This window comes from Natronomonas sp. (genome assembly GCF_046483325.1).
In the GTDB taxonomy this organism is placed as follows: domain Archaea; phylum Halobacteriota; class Halobacteria; order Halobacteriales; family Haloarculaceae; genus Natronomonas.
Genome location: NZ_JAWODL010000047.1, coordinates 15,678 through 34,711 on the forward strand (window position 1 = coordinate 15,678; position 19,034 = coordinate 34,711).

At 62.9% G+C, this 19,034-nt stretch carries 20 protein-coding genes and 5 pseudogenes; 13 read left to right on the plus strand and 12 right to left on the minus strand.

Going from position 1 to position 19,034, the window contains the following annotated elements; translation table 11 throughout:
- Window positions 1-56 precede the first annotated feature (56 nt).
- The gene (locus R6U53_RS14090; RefSeq protein ID WP_410323010.1) at window positions 57-557 is read right to left on the minus strand and encodes a hypothetical protein; all 501 of its coding nucleotides are present in this window, start codon (window positions 555-557) and stop codon (window positions 57-59) included.
- A gap of 575 nt (window positions 558-1,132) precedes the next feature.
- Between R6U53_RS14090 and R6U53_RS14095 the strand changes: the two genes are divergently transcribed.
- The 3 genes from R6U53_RS14095 (at window position 1,133) to R6U53_RS14105 (ending at window position 2,498) form a co-directional block, all read left to right on the plus strand.
- The gene (locus R6U53_RS14095; RefSeq protein ID WP_410323011.1) at window positions 1,133-1,741 is read left to right on the plus strand and encodes a hypothetical protein; all 609 of its coding nucleotides are present in this window, start codon (window positions 1,133-1,135) and stop codon (window positions 1,739-1,741) included.
- Window positions 1,738-2,181: a hypothetical protein gene (locus R6U53_RS14100; RefSeq protein WP_410323012.1), complete on the plus strand. Its 444-nt coding sequence runs from the start codon at window positions 1,738-1,740 to the stop codon at window positions 2,179-2,181. Before R6U53_RS14095 ends, R6U53_RS14100 begins: the two co-directional genes overlap by 4 nt.
- A 68-nt stretch (window positions 2,182-2,249) precedes the next feature.
- Entirely contained in the window at window positions 2,250-2,498 is a 249-nt protein-coding gene (locus R6U53_RS14105) for a hypothetical protein (RefSeq protein WP_410323013.1), read from the plus strand.
- Window positions 2,499-2,569: 71 nt separating this feature from the next.
- Here R6U53_RS14105 and R6U53_RS14110 read toward each other — a convergent pair.
- The 4 genes and pseudogenes from R6U53_RS14110 to R6U53_RS14125 form a co-directional block, all read right to left on the minus strand.
- Window positions 2,570-2,720 (minus strand): annotated as a pseudogene (locus tag R6U53_RS14110) (deoxyribodipyrimidine photo-lyase); the annotation flags it as partial.
- Entirely contained in the window at window positions 2,702-3,130 is a 429-nt protein-coding gene (locus R6U53_RS14115; RefSeq protein ID WP_410323014.1) for a deoxyribodipyrimidine photo-lyase, read from the minus strand. The pseudogene R6U53_RS14110 and the gene R6U53_RS14115, both read right to left, overlap by 19 nt.
- A gap of 45 nt (window positions 3,131-3,175) precedes the next feature.
- The gene (locus tag R6U53_RS14120; RefSeq protein ID WP_410323015.1) at window positions 3,176-3,670 is read right to left on the minus strand and encodes a GNAT family N-acetyltransferase; all 495 of its coding nucleotides are present in this window, start codon (window positions 3,668-3,670) and stop codon (window positions 3,176-3,178) included.
- Complete coding sequence (locus tag R6U53_RS14125; RefSeq protein WP_410323016.1) at window positions 3,667-4,179, minus strand: metallophosphoesterase; 513 nt, start codon at window positions 4,177-4,179, stop codon at window positions 3,667-3,669. Before R6U53_RS14125 ends, R6U53_RS14120 begins: the two co-directional genes overlap by 4 nt.
- Window positions 4,180-4,259: 80 nt before the next feature.
- On the opposite strand from R6U53_RS14125, the gene R6U53_RS14130 reads away from it, so the two are divergent.
- On the plus strand, window positions 4,260-4,652 hold the full coding sequence (locus R6U53_RS14130) for a DUF2237 family protein (protein ID WP_410323017.1): 393 nt from the start codon (window positions 4,260-4,262) through the stop codon (window positions 4,650-4,652).
- A gap of 34 nt (window positions 4,653-4,686) precedes the next feature.
- Here R6U53_RS14130 and R6U53_RS14135 read toward each other — a convergent pair whose 3' ends face one another.
- The 4 genes from R6U53_RS14135 to eif1A all read right to left on the minus strand — a co-directional run bounded on the left by R6U53_RS14135 (window position 4,687) and on the right by eif1A (window position 7,899).
- Complete coding sequence (locus R6U53_RS14135; protein WP_410323018.1) at window positions 4,687-6,135, minus strand: NCS2 family permease; 1,449 nt, start codon at window positions 6,133-6,135, stop codon at window positions 4,687-4,689.
- 90 nt (window positions 6,136-6,225) lie between these two features.
- Window positions 6,226-6,939: a phosphoribosyltransferase family protein gene (locus R6U53_RS14140; RefSeq protein WP_410323019.1), complete on the minus strand. Its 714-nt coding sequence runs from the start codon at window positions 6,937-6,939 to the stop codon at window positions 6,226-6,228.
- Between the two features lie 76 nt (window positions 6,940-7,015).
- On the minus strand, window positions 7,016-7,543 hold the full coding sequence (gene pyrE / locus R6U53_RS14145; protein WP_410323020.1) for an orotate phosphoribosyltransferase: 528 nt from the start codon (window positions 7,541-7,543) through the stop codon (window positions 7,016-7,018).
- A 68-nt stretch (window positions 7,544-7,611) separates the two neighbouring features.
- The gene (gene eif1A, locus R6U53_RS14150) at window positions 7,612-7,899 is read right to left on the minus strand and encodes a translation initiation factor eIF-1A (RefSeq protein WP_410323021.1); all 288 of its coding nucleotides are present in this window, start codon (window positions 7,897-7,899) and stop codon (window positions 7,612-7,614) included.
- Between the two features lie 151 nt (window positions 7,900-8,050).
- On the opposite strand from eif1A, the gene R6U53_RS14155 reads away from it, so the two are divergent.
- From R6U53_RS14155 to R6U53_RS14185, 7 genes and pseudogenes are all read left to right on the plus strand, one after another.
- A complete protein-coding gene (locus tag R6U53_RS14155; protein ID WP_410323029.1) occupies window positions 8,051-9,118 on the plus strand; it encodes a zinc-dependent alcohol dehydrogenase family protein in 1,068 nt (355 codons plus the stop codon).
- 52 nt (window positions 9,119-9,170) lie between these two features.
- On the plus strand, window positions 9,171-9,377 hold the full coding sequence (locus R6U53_RS14160) for a hypothetical protein (protein WP_410323022.1): 207 nt from the start codon (window positions 9,171-9,173) through the stop codon (window positions 9,375-9,377).
- Between the two features lie 75 nt (window positions 9,378-9,452).
- A pseudogene (tnpA, locus tag R6U53_RS14165) lies at window positions 9,453-9,753 on the plus strand (IS200/IS605 family transposase); the annotation flags it as partial.
- Window positions 9,732-10,127: pseudogene (locus tag R6U53_RS14170) on the plus strand (RNA-guided endonuclease TnpB family protein); the annotation flags it as partial. The pseudogenes tnpA and R6U53_RS14170, both read left to right, overlap by 22 nt.
- Window positions 10,128-10,401: 274 nt before the next feature.
- Entirely contained in the window at window positions 10,402-10,731 is a 330-nt protein-coding gene (locus R6U53_RS14175; protein ID WP_410323023.1) for a hypothetical protein, read from the plus strand.
- Window positions 10,732-10,854: 123 nt separating this feature from the next.
- Window positions 10,855-12,924 carry a hydantoinase/oxoprolinase family protein gene (locus R6U53_RS14180; RefSeq protein ID WP_410323030.1) on the plus strand — a complete coding sequence of 690 codons (2,070 nt, stop codon included), beginning with the start codon at window positions 10,855-10,857 and terminating at the stop codon, window positions 12,922-12,924.
- A gap of 3 nt (window positions 12,925-12,927) precedes the next feature.
- A complete protein-coding gene (locus tag R6U53_RS14185) occupies window positions 12,928-14,673 on the plus strand; it encodes a hydantoinase B/oxoprolinase family protein (RefSeq protein ID WP_410323024.1) in 1,746 nt (581 codons plus the stop codon).
- Window positions 14,674-14,766: 93 nt separating this feature from the next.
- On the opposite strand, the pseudogene R6U53_RS14190 reads toward R6U53_RS14185, so the two are convergent.
- A pseudogene (locus tag R6U53_RS14190) lies at window positions 14,767-14,991 on the minus strand (hypothetical protein); the annotation flags it as partial.
- A 257-nt stretch (window positions 14,992-15,248) separates the two neighbouring features.
- Between R6U53_RS14190 and R6U53_RS14195 the strand changes: the two are divergent.
- On the plus strand, window positions 15,249-16,652 hold the full coding sequence (locus R6U53_RS14195; protein WP_410323025.1) for a sulfatase: 1,404 nt from the start codon (window positions 15,249-15,251) through the stop codon (window positions 16,650-16,652).
- Between the two features lie 122 nt (window positions 16,653-16,774).
- Window positions 16,775-16,978 (plus strand): hypothetical protein, encoded by a 204-nt coding sequence (locus tag R6U53_RS14200; protein WP_410323026.1) that lies wholly within the window; start codon window positions 16,775-16,777, stop codon window positions 16,976-16,978.
- Between the two features lie 85 nt (window positions 16,979-17,063).
- Here R6U53_RS14200 and R6U53_RS14205 read toward each other — a convergent pair whose 3' ends face one another.
- Both R6U53_RS14205 and R6U53_RS14210 read right to left on the minus strand, forming a co-directional pair.
- On the minus strand, window positions 17,064-18,356 hold the full coding sequence (locus R6U53_RS14205) for a DUF418 domain-containing protein (RefSeq protein WP_410323027.1): 1,293 nt from the start codon (window positions 18,354-18,356) through the stop codon (window positions 17,064-17,066).
- A 309-nt stretch (window positions 18,357-18,665) separates the two neighbouring features.
- Window positions 18,666-18,860: pseudogene (locus R6U53_RS14210) on the minus strand (IS6 family transposase); the annotation flags it as partial.
- Window positions 18,861-19,034: the final 174 nt, after the last annotated feature.

Below are 19,034 nucleotides of genomic sequence, written 5' to 3' on the forward strand. Positions count from 1 at the left end.
GCGGACTCGAGCTGCTGCAAGCCAGAGTGGGTGAAAGCCAAAATTATGAGATTGGATTATGCGTAAGTCCGACTTGCGTAGAACGCGAAAGTCTCGGGAACATCACCTGATAGTGTAGAATCATCACGTAGGAAGAACTGTGGATGAACAGCTATTGCCTCTCCAGGCTCTAGAACTGGGATGTCTTTACTTGGACCATTTCCAGAGGGATCATCTACATTGTCCACATTGTGCATTGCATCATAGACGAAATCACCTTTACTCTCGTCAATGGCATCTTCAGACCAGTAGAGAGCAAAGCCGCTGCTCTCCCAGCCGCCTAGATTCCCGTCACTTGTAAGGGTATTTGCTTCTACCCCGATATTGTTTGTACCATTGTTTCTGATATAGAAGACATTGTAAAATCTCGAATTTGCGTCTTCGTTCAGGCCAGCTCCGTTCTGTCCATCCCCACCGGCGAAATTGAGAGACAATTTATTACCATCGTACTCGGCGTATGGGCTTTGCTCTTCAAGACCAAGGTAAGCATCTTCATCACTAACCACTTCAGCGGTCATACTACGATCCGTCCAGACTGTACTGAACGCACCACTACCTACTACAGCCGCTCCACCAGCGGCGATCGATCCCGTTCCGATCAAGAACTTACGTCGTTGCATACTGTTTCACCTTGTCAGTGCACCCGTCTTCGCCGGGGCACCTACAGGAACCAATACCCCTCCATACCCACTTTGGAATAGAGACACCCCCGAGATCGCAAACCCCTGTTTTCGACGCGCTGGTGCGTCGCAAACGACTGTTTTCGTTCGCTGAGGGTGTCCGATCTCCGAACACCGGAACGCGCAAACCGTCGTTTTCAGGATACATCCTGGGTCCCGAGACACGACCGGCCGTCGGCGTGCCGTCCCGCCGTAAGCAAAGGCTATCCGAGGTTGAAGCGCCCTAGCGGGTGATTTAATCCGATACGCGAGGCAAAAGTGTTCGCTCCTCGGGCGTCGCTTCGGCGTCGGTTCGAGTGCCAAGATAAAAATGCTATCATAATTCATATAAGCGCCGGTGAAATTCGACGGGATGCTTTTTGTTCAGTCTATAACAAAACGGGATGGGTTTGACCCTCCGCCCGAGAGGACCGATGAGCAAAACACGCGGACAGGCACGGGGGGAGGGGGCGGATCGAGCGAAAACTGAAACTGACGTCTCACTTACGCGGGACGAGATCTTCGAGGTACTGAGCAACCAACGCCGACGGTACGTGTTTTATTATCTGCGCCGCCACGAGAGCGAGACCGTCGGCGTCGGGGAGCTGGCCGAACAGATCGCCGCCTGGGAGTGCGGCAAAGCGATCGACTCGCTCACCGCCGCGGAGCGAAAGCGGGCCAAGACCGCACTGCACCAGTTCCACCTGCCGAAGATGGACGACCTCCGGTTTCTCGAGTACGACTCTCACAGGGGTGAGGTTCGGCTATCGGACGAGATCTCGGACGTCGATATCTACCTCGATATCGTCCCCGGACTCGACGTTCCTTGGGGATACTACTACTTCGGCCTCTCGGGGTTCCATCTCCTGCTCTTGACCGGTGCCTGGGCCGGCGTGCCCGTGCTTTCGAGCGTTCCGTGGCTGTCGTGGGCGCTGTTTTTTGTCGTCGTCTACGCGGTCTCGGCGACGGTTCACGCCTACTGGAACTACACACAGACGCGCTTCGGGGTCGACGAGCGCCCGCCGGGGGTCGATGCCGAATGACGTCCCGACTCGGCCGCGTTGCGGTCGTGTTCGGGGCGCTCGCATTCGTGCTCGTCGCCGTCGGAACCGGCGCGTACTCGTCGACGACGGCCGATCGAGGGGTGTCGATCGACGTGGTCGACGACGCGGAGGCGTTTTTCGGGCTGGAACGTGAGGTCGTCGTCGACACGGAGAACTCGACGAACGTCTCGCTCACCGTGACGAACCGGCTGTCGACGGCGGTCGACGTCGAGATCGTCCACCGATCGACCGAGAACGGACCGCCCGCCGACATCGATCCCGCCGAGTTCGAACTCGAACCGGGGGAAACCCGTGCCGTCCGGGTGGCTATCGACTGTCGTTCCACGGCGTCGACGGACGACGTCGAACTGAATATATACGGGGTCGGAAACACAGCCGAAATCGAATTGGAGCGGGCCATCGACGCCCGCTGCGATTGATCGTCCGGTTCCGCGCGCCGTTCCGCCGGGCTCGGCGCCCAAAAACGTACGAGCGTTCCCCCGTATCGGTGCGTCCCGCCGACGGTGTCGACGTACCGGTAGGCCGCCGGTGGGTCGATCCCCCACGCCTCGAACCGTCCGTCGACCTCGTTGACGATTGTCCGGACGAACGACCCGCCCTCCCGGAGCGTCGGCGGGGTCTCGGTGTGCTCGGTCTCGAACCGACACAGCGCGGTTTCGCCGCCGCCCGCGGCTGGTATTCGACCCCGGATATCCGACTGGAGCCGTTCGTGGACCGGCTGCGGCTCCGAACGTAGAAGTCCCTCCCCGAACGCGTCGATAGCGTCGAGCGCATCGTTCGGGACGTAGTCCATCCGCGCCGACCCGCCTACCGGGTGCCGAGCGCGGTCTCGGATACGCGTGGTGCCCGCTCGTAGCCCTCGCTGCGATCGACGATCGGATGTGCATGTTCGGGGACCCAGGTCCTCGCGCTCGCGCCGTGGGCGGATCGGCCAATCGATCACCTTTCCCGTCGGCACCCGTCGAGTTCGGCGACGTACGCCCCGGCGAGCACGTCCCCGACCGAGCGCTGTCGGTTTCGTCGCGCCACACGGTCGTGTCCGGAATAAAAGATGGCGTCGGCGTCGTACAGCCTGGCGAGTTCCGGAGCGACGCTTTCGGGTGCGCCGGTACGGACGAAGAGGTCGCGTCCCAGTTCGCGGTATCGGCGCTCCTCCGTCTTCAGGTGTCGGAAGGACAACGCACACTGTCCGGCCCCGATCGTCCCGAACAGACCGGTGTGTTGACCTCCTCCCACGGCTGCAGCCGTGGGCTTTCGCCTCGCTATACGGTACCCAAAGAGCGGAACGACCGTATCGTCGCGCGCGGCTGCCGCGAGCCCGGCGTTAGCGCGGGTTCTCGGGTCACGGCGACGCCAAACCAGGGTCACGGTATCAGTTCGTCCGCCGATAGATACTGTGCTTCGAGGGGCGAACTACACCGCCAATTCGTACTCGTATTCGGCGTGCAACTCGCCCGCGATCTCCGCATCCGCCTGTCGTCCCCGCCGGAATCCGACCGCCTCGAAGAAGCCGATCCCGATCGCGTTCGCGGCGAGCACGCCGCAGGCGACCCGGTCGACGCCCCGCTCTCGCGCCCACTCCGTGACGCGACCGACGAGGGCGGAGCCGATCCCCTCGCCCCAGCGATCCGGGTGAACGTAGAGCGTGTGGAGTTCGACCTCGTCGGCCCAGGTCTGTTCGGCGCTCGCGAACCCGACGACCGCCCCGTCGACCTCGGCGACGTAGAAGGCGATCGCCTCGTGATCGATCCCCGCCGCGACGAGTTCGGGGTCGTAGTACTCGGCGAGCGCTGCCGCGATCGTCGAGGGGTCGAGCGCCCCGCCGTAGGCGGCGTACCACGCGGCTTCGGCCACCTCGACGACGGCCTCCACGTCGTCGTCGGTCGCCTCTCGGATCGCGGCGGTCATTCCGCCCCGTCGATCGCGTGGAAAGTGACCGTGTCGCTGTCCGTCTCGACGATCGCAACTGTGCGGCTCTCCTCGGGAACCGTCGGGAAGTGTGCCCCCGGGTTGACGACGATCGTATCGCCCACGGCCCGCCGTTCGCGGACGTGCCAGTGGCCGTGACAGACGTAGTCGTACGTCCCGGCCGACGCGAGCGCCTCGATCACCGGCTTCCGTTCGCCGTGAAGGATCACGAACGATCGCCCGTCGAACGTCAACTCCGCGAACCTCCCGTGGAGCGTCCCGCCGTTGAGGGCGTCGAAGGCGCCGACGAGGCCCTCCCGTTCGCCGTCGTTGTTGCCCCTGACGGCGTGGACGTCTATCCCTTCGCGGTCGAGAAACGGCACGAGCGGCGGCGCGATGAAGTCCCCACAGTGGATCACCGTCTCGACTCGTTCGTCCTCGAATCGATCCATCGCGGCCTCGGTCGCCGCCACGTTGTCGTGCGTATCGGAGATGATGCCGATCTTCATGGGCGCGGGTAGGCGCGTCGTCGAAAAGAAGCCTCGGTGTCGAGCTGGGGACTTTTGTTCGTGGGTGACGTTCGCTCCATATGGCCGAACGGAACGTCCTCGGCGAGGAACTGAAACCGTGTGGCACCGATCCACTCACTGGCTTCGAACGCGACGGTTGCTGTGGAACCCATCCCGAAGATCGAGGACGACACGAACTCTGTGCGGTGATGACTGCTGACTTCCTCCATTTCAGCAGCGAACGGGGGAACGACCTCGTCACACCGCGTCCCGAACTGCAGTTTCCCGGTCTCGAAGCGGGCGATCGGTGGTGTCTTTGTCTCGGCCGCTGGATCGAGGCGCTCGAAGCGACGCGGACCCGGCGGCTTCCCGAGACGACGGTGCCGTCGGTCGTTCTCGAGGCGACGAACGAGTCGGTGCTCGACGCCGTCGAACTCGAAACGCTGGAAATGCACGCCTACGACCGGGTATGACGGATGAAGCCGATAGCAACGCGGTCGGCGGGGCTCAGAACGCCACGAAGCCGCCGTCCGCGAGGAAGAACAGGACGTAGTAGCCGACGAGCGCGAGCGCCAGCAGCCACTGGCCGGGCGTGACCTCCCGACCTCTGCCGACCGCCACCTTGAGCAGCGGATAACTGAGGATCCCGGCGGCCAGCCCGTTGGCGATCGAGGCCGTCAGCGGCATCACGGTGATCGTGAGGCTGGCCGAGATCGCCCAGACAGGATCGTTCCAGTCGATGTCGGCGACGCCTTGCAGCATGATGACCCCGACGATTACCAACGCGATGTAGGTCGCATACAGCGGGAGCAGGCTGATGAGCGGCACCACGGCGAGCGAGACGAGAAAGAGGATCCCGACGACGAGCGCGGTGAAGCCCGTCCGGCCGCCCTCCTCGACGCCCGTCGACGATTCGATGTAGGTCGTCACCGTCGAGGTTCCCATCATCGCGCCCACGGTCGTGCCGACCGCGTCGGCCATGAGCGGTTTGTCCATGTCCGGGAGGTCGCCGTCCTCGTCGAGGAAGCCGGCGATACCGGAGACGCCGATCAGCGTCCCGGCGGTGTCGAAGAAGTCGACGACGAAGAACGTGAACACGACGAGCAAGAAGACGAGCGGGTCCTCGGTGATGCCGCCGAGGCCCTGTACGAACCCCTCGAAGAGCGGGAGGAAGTTGTACTGTACGTCCGTGAGGAAGGCGACGAAGCCGACCTCTTCGATGACGCCGACGGTGTTCGGCGGCGCGAAGGTCCCCTGTTGGCCGGGGACGAACAGCGCGATGACCCAGCCGGCGACGGCGGTCGTGAGGATGCCGATGACGATCGAGCCCGTGACGCCGCGGGCGTACAGGAACAGCGTCAGCGCGAGGCCGGCGACGGCGACGATCGCCGTCGGATCGAGGAAGAAGTTACCCAACTGGACAAGCGTTCCGTCCGGGTACTCGACGACGACGCCCATCTCCTGCAACCCGAGAAACAGCAGGAAGATACCGATACCCGCCCCGACCGCGAACTTGACCGGTTCCGGGAACAGTTCGATGACGTATCGGCGCGCCCCGACGGCGCTCAAGACGATGAACAGTATTCCCTCGACGAACACGGCGGCCAGCGCGACCTGCCAGGGGACGCCGAGGCCCAACACGACGGTGAACGCGAAGAAGGCGTTGAGGCCCATCCCGGGAGCGAGTCCGAACGGCCGCTTCGCGTACAGCGCCATCACCGCGATCCCGACGACCGAAGCGAGGATCGTCACCACCGCGAGCATCTGCAGGACCTCCGTTTCGCCCATCCCCGCCGGCGGATCGGTCATGATCGCCGGCGTGAGAATCACCGGGTTCACGACGATGATGTACGCCATCGCGAGGAACGTCGTCGCTCCCGCCAAGGTCTCCGTCCGATAGTCCGTTCCGTACGTCTCGAAGTCGAAATAGTCGGCCAGCGAATCAGTTACGCCCATATTTCACATTTGAGCACACCGTTGGTGGAGTGTATAAAAGTTTTCGTCACACACGTGTGAAAAATATCCACGTTCGTGGATACCACGTCGCTATCCGAGTTTGACGAGCGCGTCGACCGGCGCGTCCGTTCGCGAGCGAGCCCGTTCGATCCCCTCGTCGCCGACCGCGATGAGCGCGAACACGCCGGCCACCTCCGCGTTGGCCGCGGCGGCGATCTCGAGGAGGAGTTCTTGGGTCTCTCCCGATCGGATGAGATCGTCGATGACGAGGACGGAATCGCCCGCGGAAATCGCGTTTGCCGGAAGATAGTAGTCGATCTCGATGCCCGAAGAGAGCCGCTGTCTGACCTCGATAAAGTCCTCGACGGCGGTTTCGCGGGACTTCTTCGCGTAGGCACACCGGGCACCGAAATGTCCCGCCATCGCCGCCGCCAGCGTGATGCCGTCGGTCGCCGCCGTCAACACGACGTCCGGCGCTTCGATCGTCAATAACTCGGCCGCGACGGGCGGGACGAGCGATAACAGCGCCTGATCGAAGACCAGTCGGGAGTTGTCGACGTACCCCTCTTCGTCGACGACGATGCGGGCGTCGAGTTCTTGCGCCAAGAGATCCGATCCGATGTCGGAGACGATATCGCGAGCGCGCCGCTCGCCGGGCAGCACGTGCCCGTTCACGTAGCGATTCAGATCCCCCGCCGGTAACCCCGTCTCCGCGGCGAGTTCCTCGTACGTGTGTGTCTGCTTGAGCGTACACAACACGTCGACCGCACGCAACTGGAGGGCCGCCTTCTCGGAACGGTTCATACGTTCCAGTGGGTTACCGCACGTGTTTGAATACTTCGGTGTTGACCCGCGGCGAGATACGCACTAAGTTGTGTATCTATTGGCCCCTATCGGCCAGAAGCTCGGAGGCCGTCAACAGCGCCTCCAGTTCGATGTCGTGCTCGGCGAGGTTCTCGCGGGCCCCCTCCTCGCGGTCGACGACGACGATGACGCGCTCGACGACCGCTCCCGCCTCCCGCAGCGCCTCGACGGCGTCGATGGCGCTTTGTCCCGTCGTGGCGATATCCTCGAGCACGACGACCTCCTCGCCGGCCTCGAACCCGCCCTCGATGCGGTTGCCCGTGCCGTACTCCTTGGCCCGCTTTCTGACGATGACGTAGGGGCGATCCGTCTCGACGGCCGTCGCCGCCACGAGCGGCACCGCACCCAACGCGACACCGGCGAGGCGCTCGCCGCCGATCCGGTCGGCGAACGCCGAGGCGATGAGTCGCAGACAGCGCGGATCCGTCTCGAAGACGTACTTGTCGACGTAGTAATCGGACGTCCCGCCGTGCGAGAGCTCGAATTCGCCGAACTTCACCGCCTCGGCGTCACGGAGCGCGTCGATGAGTTCCCGGTTGACCATACCGGACACTCACCCGTCGGGGGCAAAAACGGCGCGGAATCGCGACGCCGGGGAAACGGCGCGCGATTCTAGCCCGTGATGTGGCCCTCTTCGCGGAGTTGGTCCGCGTCCTGTTTTTCGTACCGCCACACGACGTCCGCTTTCTCGTCCTGCCAGTCCCACGGTTCCACGAGGACGACGTCGTCCTCGCGGATCCAGATGCGCTTTTGCATCCGTCCGGGAATTCGTGCTGTCCGTTCGGTGCCGTCCATACACCGGACCTTCACCCGGTTCGCACCGAGCATGTTCGTGACGACGGCGAATACCTCGTCGTCCTCGGGCATCCGGAGGTTCTTTCGTCCCTCGTTGTCGCTCATACCTGTCGGTTGGATAGCAGGGCTTTTAATGCTTTATTGCTTGCTTTGAGGGCGCTACACGGCCACCCGACCACGAAAAAACGACACACGGCACGGCCGCGGTGTGGCAAGGGTTATACCGGTCGGTCGAGTGGGTCCCGATGTTATGTCGATGCGTGCAGTCGTCTTCGAGGAGGTCGGCGAACTGATGGACGTACAGGAGATCGAACGGCCAGCCCCTGCCCCCGACGAGGTCGTCGTCGAGACGGAGGCCTGCGGCATCTGTCGATCCGATTGGCACGCCTGGCAGGGCGATTGGGACTGGGTCGGCGTCGCGCCGACGCCCGGACTCGTCTTCGGACACGAACCCGTCGGGACCGTCAAATCAGTCGGCGAGGACGTCGATACCCTCGAGGTCGGCGACCGGATCTGCGTCCCGTTCAACCTCAGCGACGGCACCTGCCGGTACTGCAAGCAGGGTCGGGCGAACATCTGCGAGCGCGTCGTCCCGCTCGGGTTCGTCCCGTTCCAGCAGGGCGCGTTCGCCGAGGAGTTCCCGGTCCGAAACGCCGACCACAACGCGGTCAAACTCCCCGAGGGCGTCGATCCGGTCGACGTCGCCGGCCTCGGCTGTCGGTTCGCGACCGCTTTCCACGGACTCGTCCACCGAGTCGACGTCACGCCGGGCGATTGGGTCGCCGTTCACGGCTGTGGTGGCGTCGGCCTCTCGGCGGTCCACATCGCCGACGCCCTCGGTGCGAACGTCATCGCCGTCGATCTCTCGACCGACAAACTCGAGAAGGCCGAGGAGCTCGGCGCGGACGCGACCGTCGACGTTCGGGAGGTCGACGACGTCCCCCTGGCGGTCAAAGAACACACCCCGAACCGACGGGGTGTCGAGGTTAGCGTGGACGCCCTCGGTGTCGCCGAAACGTGCCGAAACTCCGTCAAGTCGCTGTGTAAGGGCGGGCAGAACCTCCAGATCGGGCTCACGACGAGCGAGGAGGAAGGTGAGGTGTCGCTGCCGGTCGATACGATCGTTATGGACGAACGGGAGTTCATCGGCTCCTTTGGGATGCCGCCTCACGAGTACGAGGAGATCTTCTCGATGATGGACCAGGGGAAGATCGACCCCGGTAAGATCGTCTCGAAGACCGTTTCACTCGACGAAGTCCCGGAGGTTGTCGCCTCCATGGACGACTACGAGACGATCGGTATTCCGGTCTGTGACGATTTCTAGGTTCATCGTATCTTTCACCGGATTTAATCCTCCGGATGTGGAATCGCCACGCATGGATACCGCCGAACTGCGCGAGACGCTCGGTGACACGGGCGTCGCGGGAGCCGTGATGTTGATCGTCGGCCTGCTGACCGTGGGACGCGAAAACCGCCGCGCTGGACTCGGAGCCGCCGCCGTCGTCGCCGGCCTCGGACTGATCGGTCACGGGGTCGTCGGCTCCTTCCTAGCGTCGATGGGAATGAGCTTCGACGATCTGTAACGCTTCACGACCGACGACGCCGTGTCAGCGTCGCCTCACTTTCCGTCTGTGAGCACTTTCGGGAGTTTTTCGACGATCGCCGTATCGCCCTTTCGGAGTTTTCGCGCGCGGACGAAGATCACTCGGCACGCAACCTACGACCTCAACTACCACATCGGCTGGCTCCCGAAGTACCGCAACGCGGTACCGACCGGAGGTTGTCGACCGCGTCGAATCCATCCGCCACGAAATTGCCGACGAGAAGGGGTTAGAGATTCACGCTCTGACCGTTCAGCCCGACCACGCTCACCCGTTCGTCAGTAGCCAGCCCAAACACAGTCCGTCGCTGCTTGCCAACTGGTTCAAGAGCATCTCTTCACCAACGAGGGCCTACAACTCGACCACCAGCCACAGAATACTATCGAGTGGTACGTTATAATCCCGCACCACGAGGATTGTCACCTCTGGATTCCGGCACGCGCCAATCCCGAACAGCGGGATTGGCTCGAAGCGTTGTACGCAGACGATACCGAGATGGGTGAAAGTCGGCTGTTTGAGCGGGACAGGACGTGATAGCTCCACGTCACCGCCACCCGCGACACAGTAGACCGATCTGCGGCGGCCGCCGACGAGCGGACGCCGCCAGACTCGTCTGGCGAGCCCTGTCTCGCTGGACTCGACAGGATGCCGATTGGTGTGGACACCGGAGAAGCGAGTCTCGTCACGGTGTGTCACCGCGACGACTCCGGCTCTCCGGTTCGCCCCCGCCTGTGAGCCGACGACGGCAAAGTCGTTCGTCGGCTCCGCAAAACCCACCGATGGGGCCTCTTTGATCGGGCCACAAGACAGCCACGCCGATGCTGAAATCCACCAGGAGACGCTTGGAACGTATGCGTCTTGGAACCACCAGGGCGCTTCGCTCGGCCTGAACTCCCATCGCGGGATTCCTCCGCGTGAACGCGGAGGAGGAGGAGGTCAAGAGAGACGTTGTAATAAAACACCGGGGCGACGAAGCGACTTTCCCTACGGCGGCCCTCTAGCAGTTATGGAACAACCGAAACCGGCCGACGAGTGGCCCGACGGTCCGCTCACGGAGGACGAAGCCGCAGACTTACTCGACGACGGGATCGCCGTGTGGGTAATGGACGCCGATAGCGAGGTCCGGTCCGCGACCCTTCCCGCCGATGCACCCGACGATGCCGTCATCGACGTCGTCGTCGAGACCGACGAAGCCTTCGAGATGTACAGCTACACCCGCGGGCGGTGGATGGACTACGGAACCCAGCGCAAGGACGACGACGAGGCGCCGTCGATGGCCGGGACGCTCGCGAGTTATCGGGTCCTCGTCGGAGAGAGCGACCTCGATCTCGAATAACGCTCGTTTCACCCGCTGGACGGATCCCCCACTGCTGAATCAACCCACGCTCCGGTGGCAGGCCGACCCCTCAACGATAACAAACGTATAAATACTGCCCCGTGAGGTGTTCTCACTGTGCACATGCGCAAACGGATCGGCTTCGACGTCGGCGGCACGTTCACCGATTTCACGATGATAGATTCGGAGACGGGCGCCGTCGACATCTTCAAACACCCGACGACCGAGGATCCGGCCGACGGCGTCCTCTCCGGAGTACAGCGGTTCCTCGCCGAGACGGACACCGCGTGGACCGATATCGACCAGTTGATTCACGCGACGACGCTCGCGACGAATACGGTGCTCGAACGCGACGGCGCGACGACCGCGCTGCTCGTCACCGAGGGGTTTCGGGACGTGTCGATCCTTGGTCGACAAAAGCGCTACGATCTCTACGATATGCAACTGCAGAAACAGGACCCCATCGTTCCGCGCGAGCATATCTACGAGGTTCGCGAGCGAATCCATCCCCGGGCGGGCGTCGTCCGCGACCTCGACGACGACGGCGTTCGAGCGTTGATTGCCGAACTCGACGCCGAGTACGACGCCGTCGCCGTGAGCCTCCTCCACTCCTACCACGACGACACGCACGAACGGCAGGTTGGCGATCTCGTCGCGGAGGCGGCGCCCGGACTCGCCGTCAGCCTCTCGTCGGATCTCTCGGGGCTCTTTCGGGAATACGAGCGGACGAACACCGCGGCCATCGACGCGTACATCAAACCGCGGATACGCGAGTACCTCGGGACGATCGAGACGGCGCTTGCCGAGTTCGGCTACGACGACACGTTCTTTATGATGAAATCGAGCGGCGGCCTCGCGACGCCGAAGACGATCCGGCACGCGCCCGTCCAGATCATCGAGTCCGGCCCAGTCGCCGGCTCGCTTAACTCCGCGACGCTCGCAACCGAACTCGGCTACGAGAACGTCTTCTCGTTCGATATGGGCGGCACTACCGCGAAGATCTGTTTCATCGTCGACGGCGAACCCCACCGGACCGACGTCTTCGAGGTGGACGAACTCGAGATGAAAACGGACAGCGGCATCCCGATCAACCTCTCGGTCGTCGACATGATCGAGATCAGCGCCGGGGGTGGCAGTATCGCCGCCGTCGAGGAGACGGGTGCGATCTCGGTCGGTCCCGAGAGCGCCGGTGCGACACCCGGGCCGATCTGCTATGGGTTCGGCGGAACCCGACCGACGATCACGGATGCGGACCTCGCGTTGGGGTATCTCAATCCCGAGAACTTCCTCGGCGGCGAAATGGCACTCGATCGCGACGGGGCGGTGGCAGGAATCGAACGCGCTGTCGCAGACCCACTCGATCTCGACGTCGAGACGGCGGCGTGGGGGATCAAGACCGTCGTCGATAACTCGATGATGCAGGCCAGCCGCATCCACGCCGCCGAGCGCGGCATCGATCTTCGGGAGTTCGGTATGATCGCCTTCGGTGGCGCGGGCCCGATGCACGCCGCGTTCGTCGCCGCGGAATTGAGCGTCCCGGAGGTGATCGTCCCCGCGCAAGCCGGTGTCGCGTCGGCGATGGGGTTGCTCGCGGCCGACGTGGAGTTCCACCTCGGTCGGACCGACGTGGCGCGGCTCGGACCGGACTCGCTCGACCGTATCAATCGGATCTTCCGCGACCTAGAACGGGACGGGCGCGAACGCATCGCGGACGCGGGCGGCGCGTCCGGGGAGGTGATCGTCGAGCGAACCGCGAAGATGAAATACACGGGGCAGGCGCACGATCTCTCGGTCGACGTTCCAGACGGCGAGTTCGACGAATCCGACCTGGAGACGATCGCAGCGCGATTCAACCGTACCTACGCCGAGACGTACGGGTACAGCGACTCCGACGAACCGATCGAGGGTGTGACGTGGAACGTGACTGTTCGACGCGTGACGGCGACGCCGGATCTGCACGCCGCGAACGCAGTCGAGACCGATCGGACGGCACACGCGGGAACGAGACGCGCGTACTTCCGAGACGGCTTCCTCGAGTGTGACATCTACGACCGCCGGGGGCTCGATCCCGGAACGTCGTTCACGGGGCCGGCGATCGTCGAAGAGCGCAACGCGACCACCGTCGTCCCACCGGACGACGCCGTCTCGGTCGACGAGTACGGGAATCTCGTCATCTCGATCGGGGGGCGATAACTCATGTCGAAATCGCCAGAAGACGACGCCGGCGTCGATCCGATCACCTTCACCGTCCTCTGGGATCGACTGGTCTCGATCTGTGAGGAGATGGGGATCACGCTCCAGCGAACCGGCAAGAGCGAAGCCGTCTCCGCCGGTCAGGACTTCTCGACGGCGCTGTTCGACCGCCAGGGGCGGATGATCGCCCAGGGGAACTTCAGTCCCGGCCACCTCGGCGCGATGCCCTTCACCGTCGATCACGTGCTCGATCGATTCTCCCACGACGACCTCGGCGCGGGCGACGGCATCGTTCTGAACGATCCACAGCTTGGGTCCGGCCACCTGCCCGATTTCTTTTTGATCTCGCCGGTCGTCATCGACGATCGGATCGAGGCCTTCGCGGTCAACGTCGCCCATCAGATCGACGTCGGCGGTCTCGCGCCGGGATCGCAGGCGGTCGAGGCGACCGAACTCTATCAGGAGGGGCTGCGGCTGTTCCCCTCGAAAGCCATCGAGAGCGGCGAGATCCAGCGGTGGTTCTTGGACCTTCTCGACGCGAACGTCAGGCTCCCGGACACGCTCGTCGGTGACTTCAAGGCGCAGCAGAACGCGAATCACCGCGGGACGACCCTCTACACCGAACTCTTCGAGGAGTTCGGCGCGGCGACGCTCTCGACCGTCACCGAGTCCATCCTCGATCAGTCCGAACGCCGCGTCCGCTCGTCGATCGAGGAGATGCCCGACGGCGAGTACGCCTTCGAGGACCAGGTCGATTCGGTCGGCGTCGACAGCGGTCCGGTCGAAGTGGCCGTCCGCGTCGTCATCGACGGCGACGAGGTGACGTTCGATTACGCCGATTCGGATCCGGCCACTCAAAGCGCCATCAACAGCTACATCAACTACACGCGAGCGTACACGATCTTCGCGTTCAAATCGGTCACCGAGAAACACCTCCACCAGAACGAGGGCGTCATCCGCCCGCTGACGATCGAGGCGCCCGAGGGATCGTTTTTCAATCCCCAACCGCCGACGGCGGGGGGTGCACGGCCCATCCTCAACGCCCGCATCGTCGATTTGGCGATGGGCGCGCTCTCGCAGGCGATCCCGGAGCGGACGGTCGCCGCGAGCAGCCACTGGGGGAACCCGAACTTCGGCGGCGTCGACCCCGACACGGGCGAGCCGTTCGTCGTCTACGACGTCGTCGTGGGCGGGCTCGGCGCGTCGGCGGCGGGGGACGGTGCCGAGGGCGTCGCGTCGTCGTTCAACCTGACGAACATCCCCGTCGAGATACACGAAAATCGGTATCCGGTGCTCATCGAGGAACTCGGACTCACCACCGACTCGGGCGGGGCGGGCCGCCACCGTGGTAGTCTCGGGCTGCGCAAGGATTTCACGATGCTCGCCGACGACGTTCGGCTCACGAACCTGATGGAGCGCTCAGAATCACGGCCCTGGGGGCTCTTCGGCGGCCGACCGGGCGATACCGGTCGGACGATCCGTCACTCGGACGGCGAACGCCAGAAAATTCACTCGAAGGGCACCTATACGCTGTCTGAGGGTGACACGGTGAGCTTTCGGGTGTCCGGCTCCGGCGGGTACGGCGATCCGATCGAACGGGAGCCCGACGCCGTCCGACGTGACGTCGAGAAGGGATTCGTCTCGACCGACGAGGCGCGTGAGGCGTACGGCGTCGCGATTACGGAGGTCGGGGACGGGTTCGAGGTCGATCGCGAGGCGACGGCTGAACTGCGAGCGTCGATGCGCTGAGGTGGCGGGTCTCCAGTCATCACCGGTTCGCGCTCGTGACCTCCTCGACGACGTCGACGACGCTGTCCCTCGTGAAACGGATATGAAAGAGACGTTCCAGTCGATGTCTTTGACCGTCGCGCCCTTGCCCTCGGCGAGCGCGATGGGGAGGTTTTCGGCGTACTTGACCGCGCTCGTATCGACGGTTCGTTGTTTTTCGATCGGGCGTCGGGAGTCCGGCCCCGGTACGTTTTCGACGCTGGGAGCGTCGGCGAAGTGAAGCTCCGAGATGGGATACTCGGCGGGGTGGTCGACGGATACACTCACTCCGGTGACCATCTGATATACATTTGTGGGCAGGCATATCGATTCACGCACAAGGGGGGTCGTCGGTCCGGTGCGGTTGTGGTCGTCGACGTCTGCGGACCCCGGTATGACGACGATAACTGGCACCCGGTGGCACAGCTTGATCTCTTTCGTCGCCGCTACACGGATCCCCTCGCCCGGTCGGCGAGCTGAAACACGTCACCATCGCCCGATCAAAAGCCCGTGTATAACTTAGCCGATGTACTCAATGGAAACTGATAGGCACTCGAATGATCAAAAACGTCCTATACATTACGATCGATTCGATCCGCGCGGACAGGGTTGGATATCTGGGCTACGACGGTGGGACGACGCCGACGATCGATCGGTTAGCCGCCGATGGGACGACGTTCGAGCACGGCGTCGCGAACGGAATTCCGACGTACTACTCGTTCAAATCGCTTCTCGGCGGGGTTCACGCACTCAGTCACGGAAGATCGATTGGCCTTCCGGAGACGACGCGATCGATCGCGGCGGTGTTCAGCGACGCCGGCTACGCGACCGCCGGGTTCAACGCCCAGAACCCGTGGCTGACGCCGGAATATGGATACGATCGGGGGTTCGACACCCTCGAGGATTTCATGGGTGGATCGGACACGGACTCCGGGGGGCTCACCCATCGCGCGCTCATGCTCGCCCAGCGGTCGGTCGCCTTCAGCGAGACGCTGACCGACACGCTCGGTCAACTCGCGCGGATCGCCTACGCGGTCGTCGGATCACAGCCGATCACCCAAGCCGAGCCGCTCACGGACGCGGCGATCGAGTGGCTCGAAGCGCACGACCGGGAGTCGGATCGGCCGTTCTTCTTGTGGGTTCACTACATGGACCCGCACTACCCGTGGATGCCGCCGAAAGAGTATCTCCGCGGTGAGGGCGAGGCCCTCTCTCGGATCGACGTCGGCCGCATCTGGCATACGGTCGCCTACCAGTATCAACGGGAGAACGCGACCATCGACGACCGAATGCTACGCCAGATCGACCAGCTCTACGACGCCGAGTTGCGGCGCATGGACGCGTCGATCGGACGCCTGCTCGAAACCGCCGAGGCGACGGTGGACGACGAGTTACTGGTCGCCCTCGCCGGCGATCACGGGACCGAGCTCAACGATCACGGTGGATTCAGCCACGGCCCACGAAAGCTCTATCGGGAGGTGACGCAGGTGCCGCTGTTGTTCTACGGCTCCGGCGTGCCGAGCGCCACCCGGGAAGTCGGCGCCCTCGTCGACGTTCCGCAGACGCTCACCCGACACAGCGGCGCGATCGACGCGCCCGTCGAAACGTACGAGGGGATCGATCTGTTCGAGGGAGCGCGCGACGGCGTTTCGACCGAGGTCGTCTACGACGTCGATTACGTCCTTGGAAAAAACACCGACAACGGGTTGCTTCGCGCCCAGACATCGCCGCCGTGGAAGCTCATCAGAAACGAGGAGACCGGTTCCGTCGAACTCTACGACCTCGACGATGATCCTCACGAACGGACAAACCGCGCCGACGACCGGCCGGAGCTGGTGTCGGAGCTGACGGGGACGTTGGACGCCCATCGGGAGACGATCGAGCGCCGCACTCGGACGATCGAAGAGAAACGGCGGATCGGACGCGCGGTCTCGGAACTCAAAGCGGCGGGAACGATTTAACACGATTCTCGAACTGCTGGTTCCCAATCCGATCGCGAAACGATCCGCCGATTCGGCCTTCCCCGGCGCTAGATGGCCAATATCTCCACCATATTTTATAACCGCCCGCGCGACTATCACGCATGGAACGACTCGATATCGAACTCGACTCGCGTGTACTCGACGGCATCGACCGACGTATCCAAGATACGGAGTTCGGCTCGCGTGAGGAGTACATCTCGTTCGTGCTGGAGGCTGTCGTTTCGGCCGACGTCGGCGAGGACGATGTCGTGGACACCGACGAGGACATGGAGGATCGGCTCCGAGCGCTGGGCTACGTTGAGTAGTCGTTAGGTGTACGAACGTCGGCGTCGCTCGGTCGGATCCCGGCGGGAGATCACCGAGCGCCACGGGGCTTGCCCCCGAGGCGGTTCACTCGACCGACATCGGCTGTCGCTCGCCGTAGGTGAGTGTTCGCCAGATCCACTCGATGGGTCCGAACCGGAATCGAGTCAGCCAAGCGACCGACAGCGGAATCTGAATCGCCCATATCACAACCACGACGCCCAGGAGTTCGGCTCGACTCAACGTCGCGAAGAGGCCCAACCCGTGGCCATAAAAGATCGTCGTGGCCAGGACGGTCTGGAGCAGATAGTTCGAAAACGCGGTCCGTCCGACGGCCGAAAGTGCGGTAGTCACGTATCCCTCGGGTGCGGCACGACAGAGAAGCATTACCCCTGAAACGTATGCCAATGCCAACGGTAATGAGCCCCAATAATTGAACTGGCGTGCGAACAGGAGTATCCGTGCGGTCTCCCATCCGACTACCTCTCGGTACCAGACACCGGAAAGAATCAGCGTTAATCCCGTAATCGAGCCGCCGGCAAACAGTCGCCTGTAGAACCGCGTGCTCCGCCGATTGGAGAGCACACCCGACTTGTAAAGTGCCATTCCGACGACGATCAGCCCGCCATAGATCCAAAACCCCTCGAGAATGAACCCCGTTGTTTGGAGAGCGACTGCAGTCGGTACTCGGTGATCCATCTGCTCGAGCCATCCGCCCCGGTAGGCGTCGATCTCCGCGTCGACTGACCCCTGGTCCACGCCGGAGCCCGCGAGAATCTGTGCTTCGATGCTGGCTTGTGTGCCCGCGTCCGCCATGATGTATCCGATGCCGCTCGATACGTAGAGCACCGACGGGAGCGCGAACATAACGAGTCCGAGGACGAGCAAGCGTTTCGGTCGCCAGTTCCGAACGAAGAGGAGAATAAACCCACAGACCGCGTACGCAACGAGGACGTCACCGTACCACAGCAGGTATGCATGCCCGAGGCCGATCACGAGCAGCCAGAACGTACGGCGAACGTGGAGTCGGCGCGCCGGCTGTCCCTTCTTTTTTTTCGAGTCGGTAAATAAGACGATCCCCGCCCCAAAGAGAAACGTGAACAGCGTGACGAACTTCTGCTCGAAGAAGACGTGGCTGACGAACCAAGCCGCGTAGTTGCCACCGGAGAGGTCTCCAAAGAGGGTTGGATTGAGCCAACTGACCATCGGTAGCGCGAAAAGCCAGATGTTGATGACGAGAATACCCAACAGTGCGAAGCCTCGCAGAGCGTCGAGACTCCGGATTCGATCGCTCGGATCCGTCGGCTTCGGGTCGACTACCGGAGTCTGGTCCGCACCAACGGCGGATTCGTCGGCTTGTGGCCGGTCCTCGATGGGCATATGGGTGTGTAGTGGCCGCTTGGTTTTGTTTCTACAGGTGATCGAGGCGAGTCGTCCGGGACCGTACGGGAATCGTAGATCTCTCCGAGTGAGCGAACCGAAGATTCGCGGTCTCTGCGATGTCTCCGATCTTTCGGGATGACGAGTGACCAACGATCTCCGGGCCCACTTTCCCTCGAGGCGATGGTCAGTCCTTGCCGACCCGACCTGCGAACAACTGAGCATCGACTACCACTATCGAACGCCCCGATATCTCTGTCAACGACCCCACGCTACCGCTTCAGTTGAAACTGTCTGAACCGGTAGTGTTCAGATACGCCGATTCAATGCGAAAGCGGACGATCTCAGCCACTGGTTAGCGGTTTCGGATTCGGCGTTACTGAAACAGTTGGAGAAACAGATGGTTCGTCGTTTTATCTCACGAAAGACACGTTTATCTCTGCTCCGAGTCCCATGTCGTTCGTATCTGAAATCGAGGTCACGTTTGCGGCAGGCCCGGTGAAGATACTCAACGTTTCGCCGGCTGTCGACTTCATCCCACGAGCGAACTCGTGGGCTTTCGCCTTGATAGCCCGCGATAGAGAAGGTCCTCAGAGAGAAGATTCCGGGGAGCAGTATAGAAAGAAAAACCGTCCCGGATGAAAAGAGACATATACTGGAAGTTTTCAGAGGTAGCGG

Bases quoted from the DNA above. Each gene is read 5' to 3' on its own strand.
- R6U53_RS14090 (WP_410323010.1), bottom strand. From the start codon at position 557: ATGACCGCTGAAGTGGTTAGTGATGAAGATGCTTACCTTGGTCTTGAA.
- R6U53_RS14095 (WP_410323011.1), top strand. From the start codon at position 1,133: ATGAGCAAAACACGCGGACAGGCACGGGGGGAGGGGGCGGATCGAGCG.
- R6U53_RS14100 (WP_410323012.1), top strand. From the start codon at position 1,738: ATGACGTCCCGACTCGGCCGCGTTGCGGTCGTGTTCGGGGCGCTCGCA.
- R6U53_RS14120 (WP_410323015.1), bottom strand. From the start codon at position 3,670: ATGACCGCCGCGATCCGAGAGGCGACCGACGACGACGTGGAGGCCGTC.
- R6U53_RS14125 (WP_410323016.1), bottom strand. From the start codon at position 4,179: ATGAAGATCGGCATCATCTCCGATACGCACGACAACGTGGCGGCGACC.
- R6U53_RS14130 (WP_410323017.1), top strand. From the start codon at position 4,260: ATGGCCGAACGGAACGTCCTCGGCGAGGAACTGAAACCGTGTGGCACC.
- R6U53_RS14135 (WP_410323018.1), bottom strand. From the start codon at position 6,135: ATGGGCGTAACTGATTCGCTGGCCGACTATTTCGACTTCGAGACGTAC.
- R6U53_RS14140 (WP_410323019.1), bottom strand. From the start codon at position 6,939: ATGAACCGTTCCGAGAAGGCGGCCCTCCAGTTGCGTGCGGTCGACGTG.
- pyrE (WP_410323020.1), bottom strand. From the start codon at position 7,543: ATGGTCAACCGGGAACTCATCGACGCGCTCCGTGACGCCGAGGCGGTG.
- eif1A (WP_410323021.1), bottom strand. From the start codon at position 7,899: ATGAGCGACAACGAGGGACGAAAGAACCTCCGGATGCCCGAGGACGAC.
- R6U53_RS14155 (WP_410323029.1), top strand. From the start codon at position 8,051: ATGCGTGCAGTCGTCTTCGAGGAGGTCGGCGAACTGATGGACGTACAG.
- R6U53_RS14160 (WP_410323022.1), top strand. From the start codon at position 9,171: ATGGATACCGCCGAACTGCGCGAGACGCTCGGTGACACGGGCGTCGCG.
- R6U53_RS14175 (WP_410323023.1), top strand. From the start codon at position 10,402: ATGGAACAACCGAAACCGGCCGACGAGTGGCCCGACGGTCCGCTCACG.
- R6U53_RS14180 (WP_410323030.1), top strand. From the start codon at position 10,855: ATGCGCAAACGGATCGGCTTCGACGTCGGCGGCACGTTCACCGATTTC.
- R6U53_RS14185 (WP_410323024.1), top strand. From the start codon at position 12,928: ATGTCGAAATCGCCAGAAGACGACGCCGGCGTCGATCCGATCACCTTC.
- R6U53_RS14195 (WP_410323025.1), top strand. From the start codon at position 15,249: ATGATCAAAAACGTCCTATACATTACGATCGATTCGATCCGCGCGGAC.
- R6U53_RS14200 (WP_410323026.1), top strand. From the start codon at position 16,775: ATGGAACGACTCGATATCGAACTCGACTCGCGTGTACTCGACGGCATC.
- R6U53_RS14205 (WP_410323027.1), bottom strand. From the start codon at position 18,356: ATGCCCATCGAGGACCGGCCACAAGCCGACGAATCCGCCGTTGGTGCG.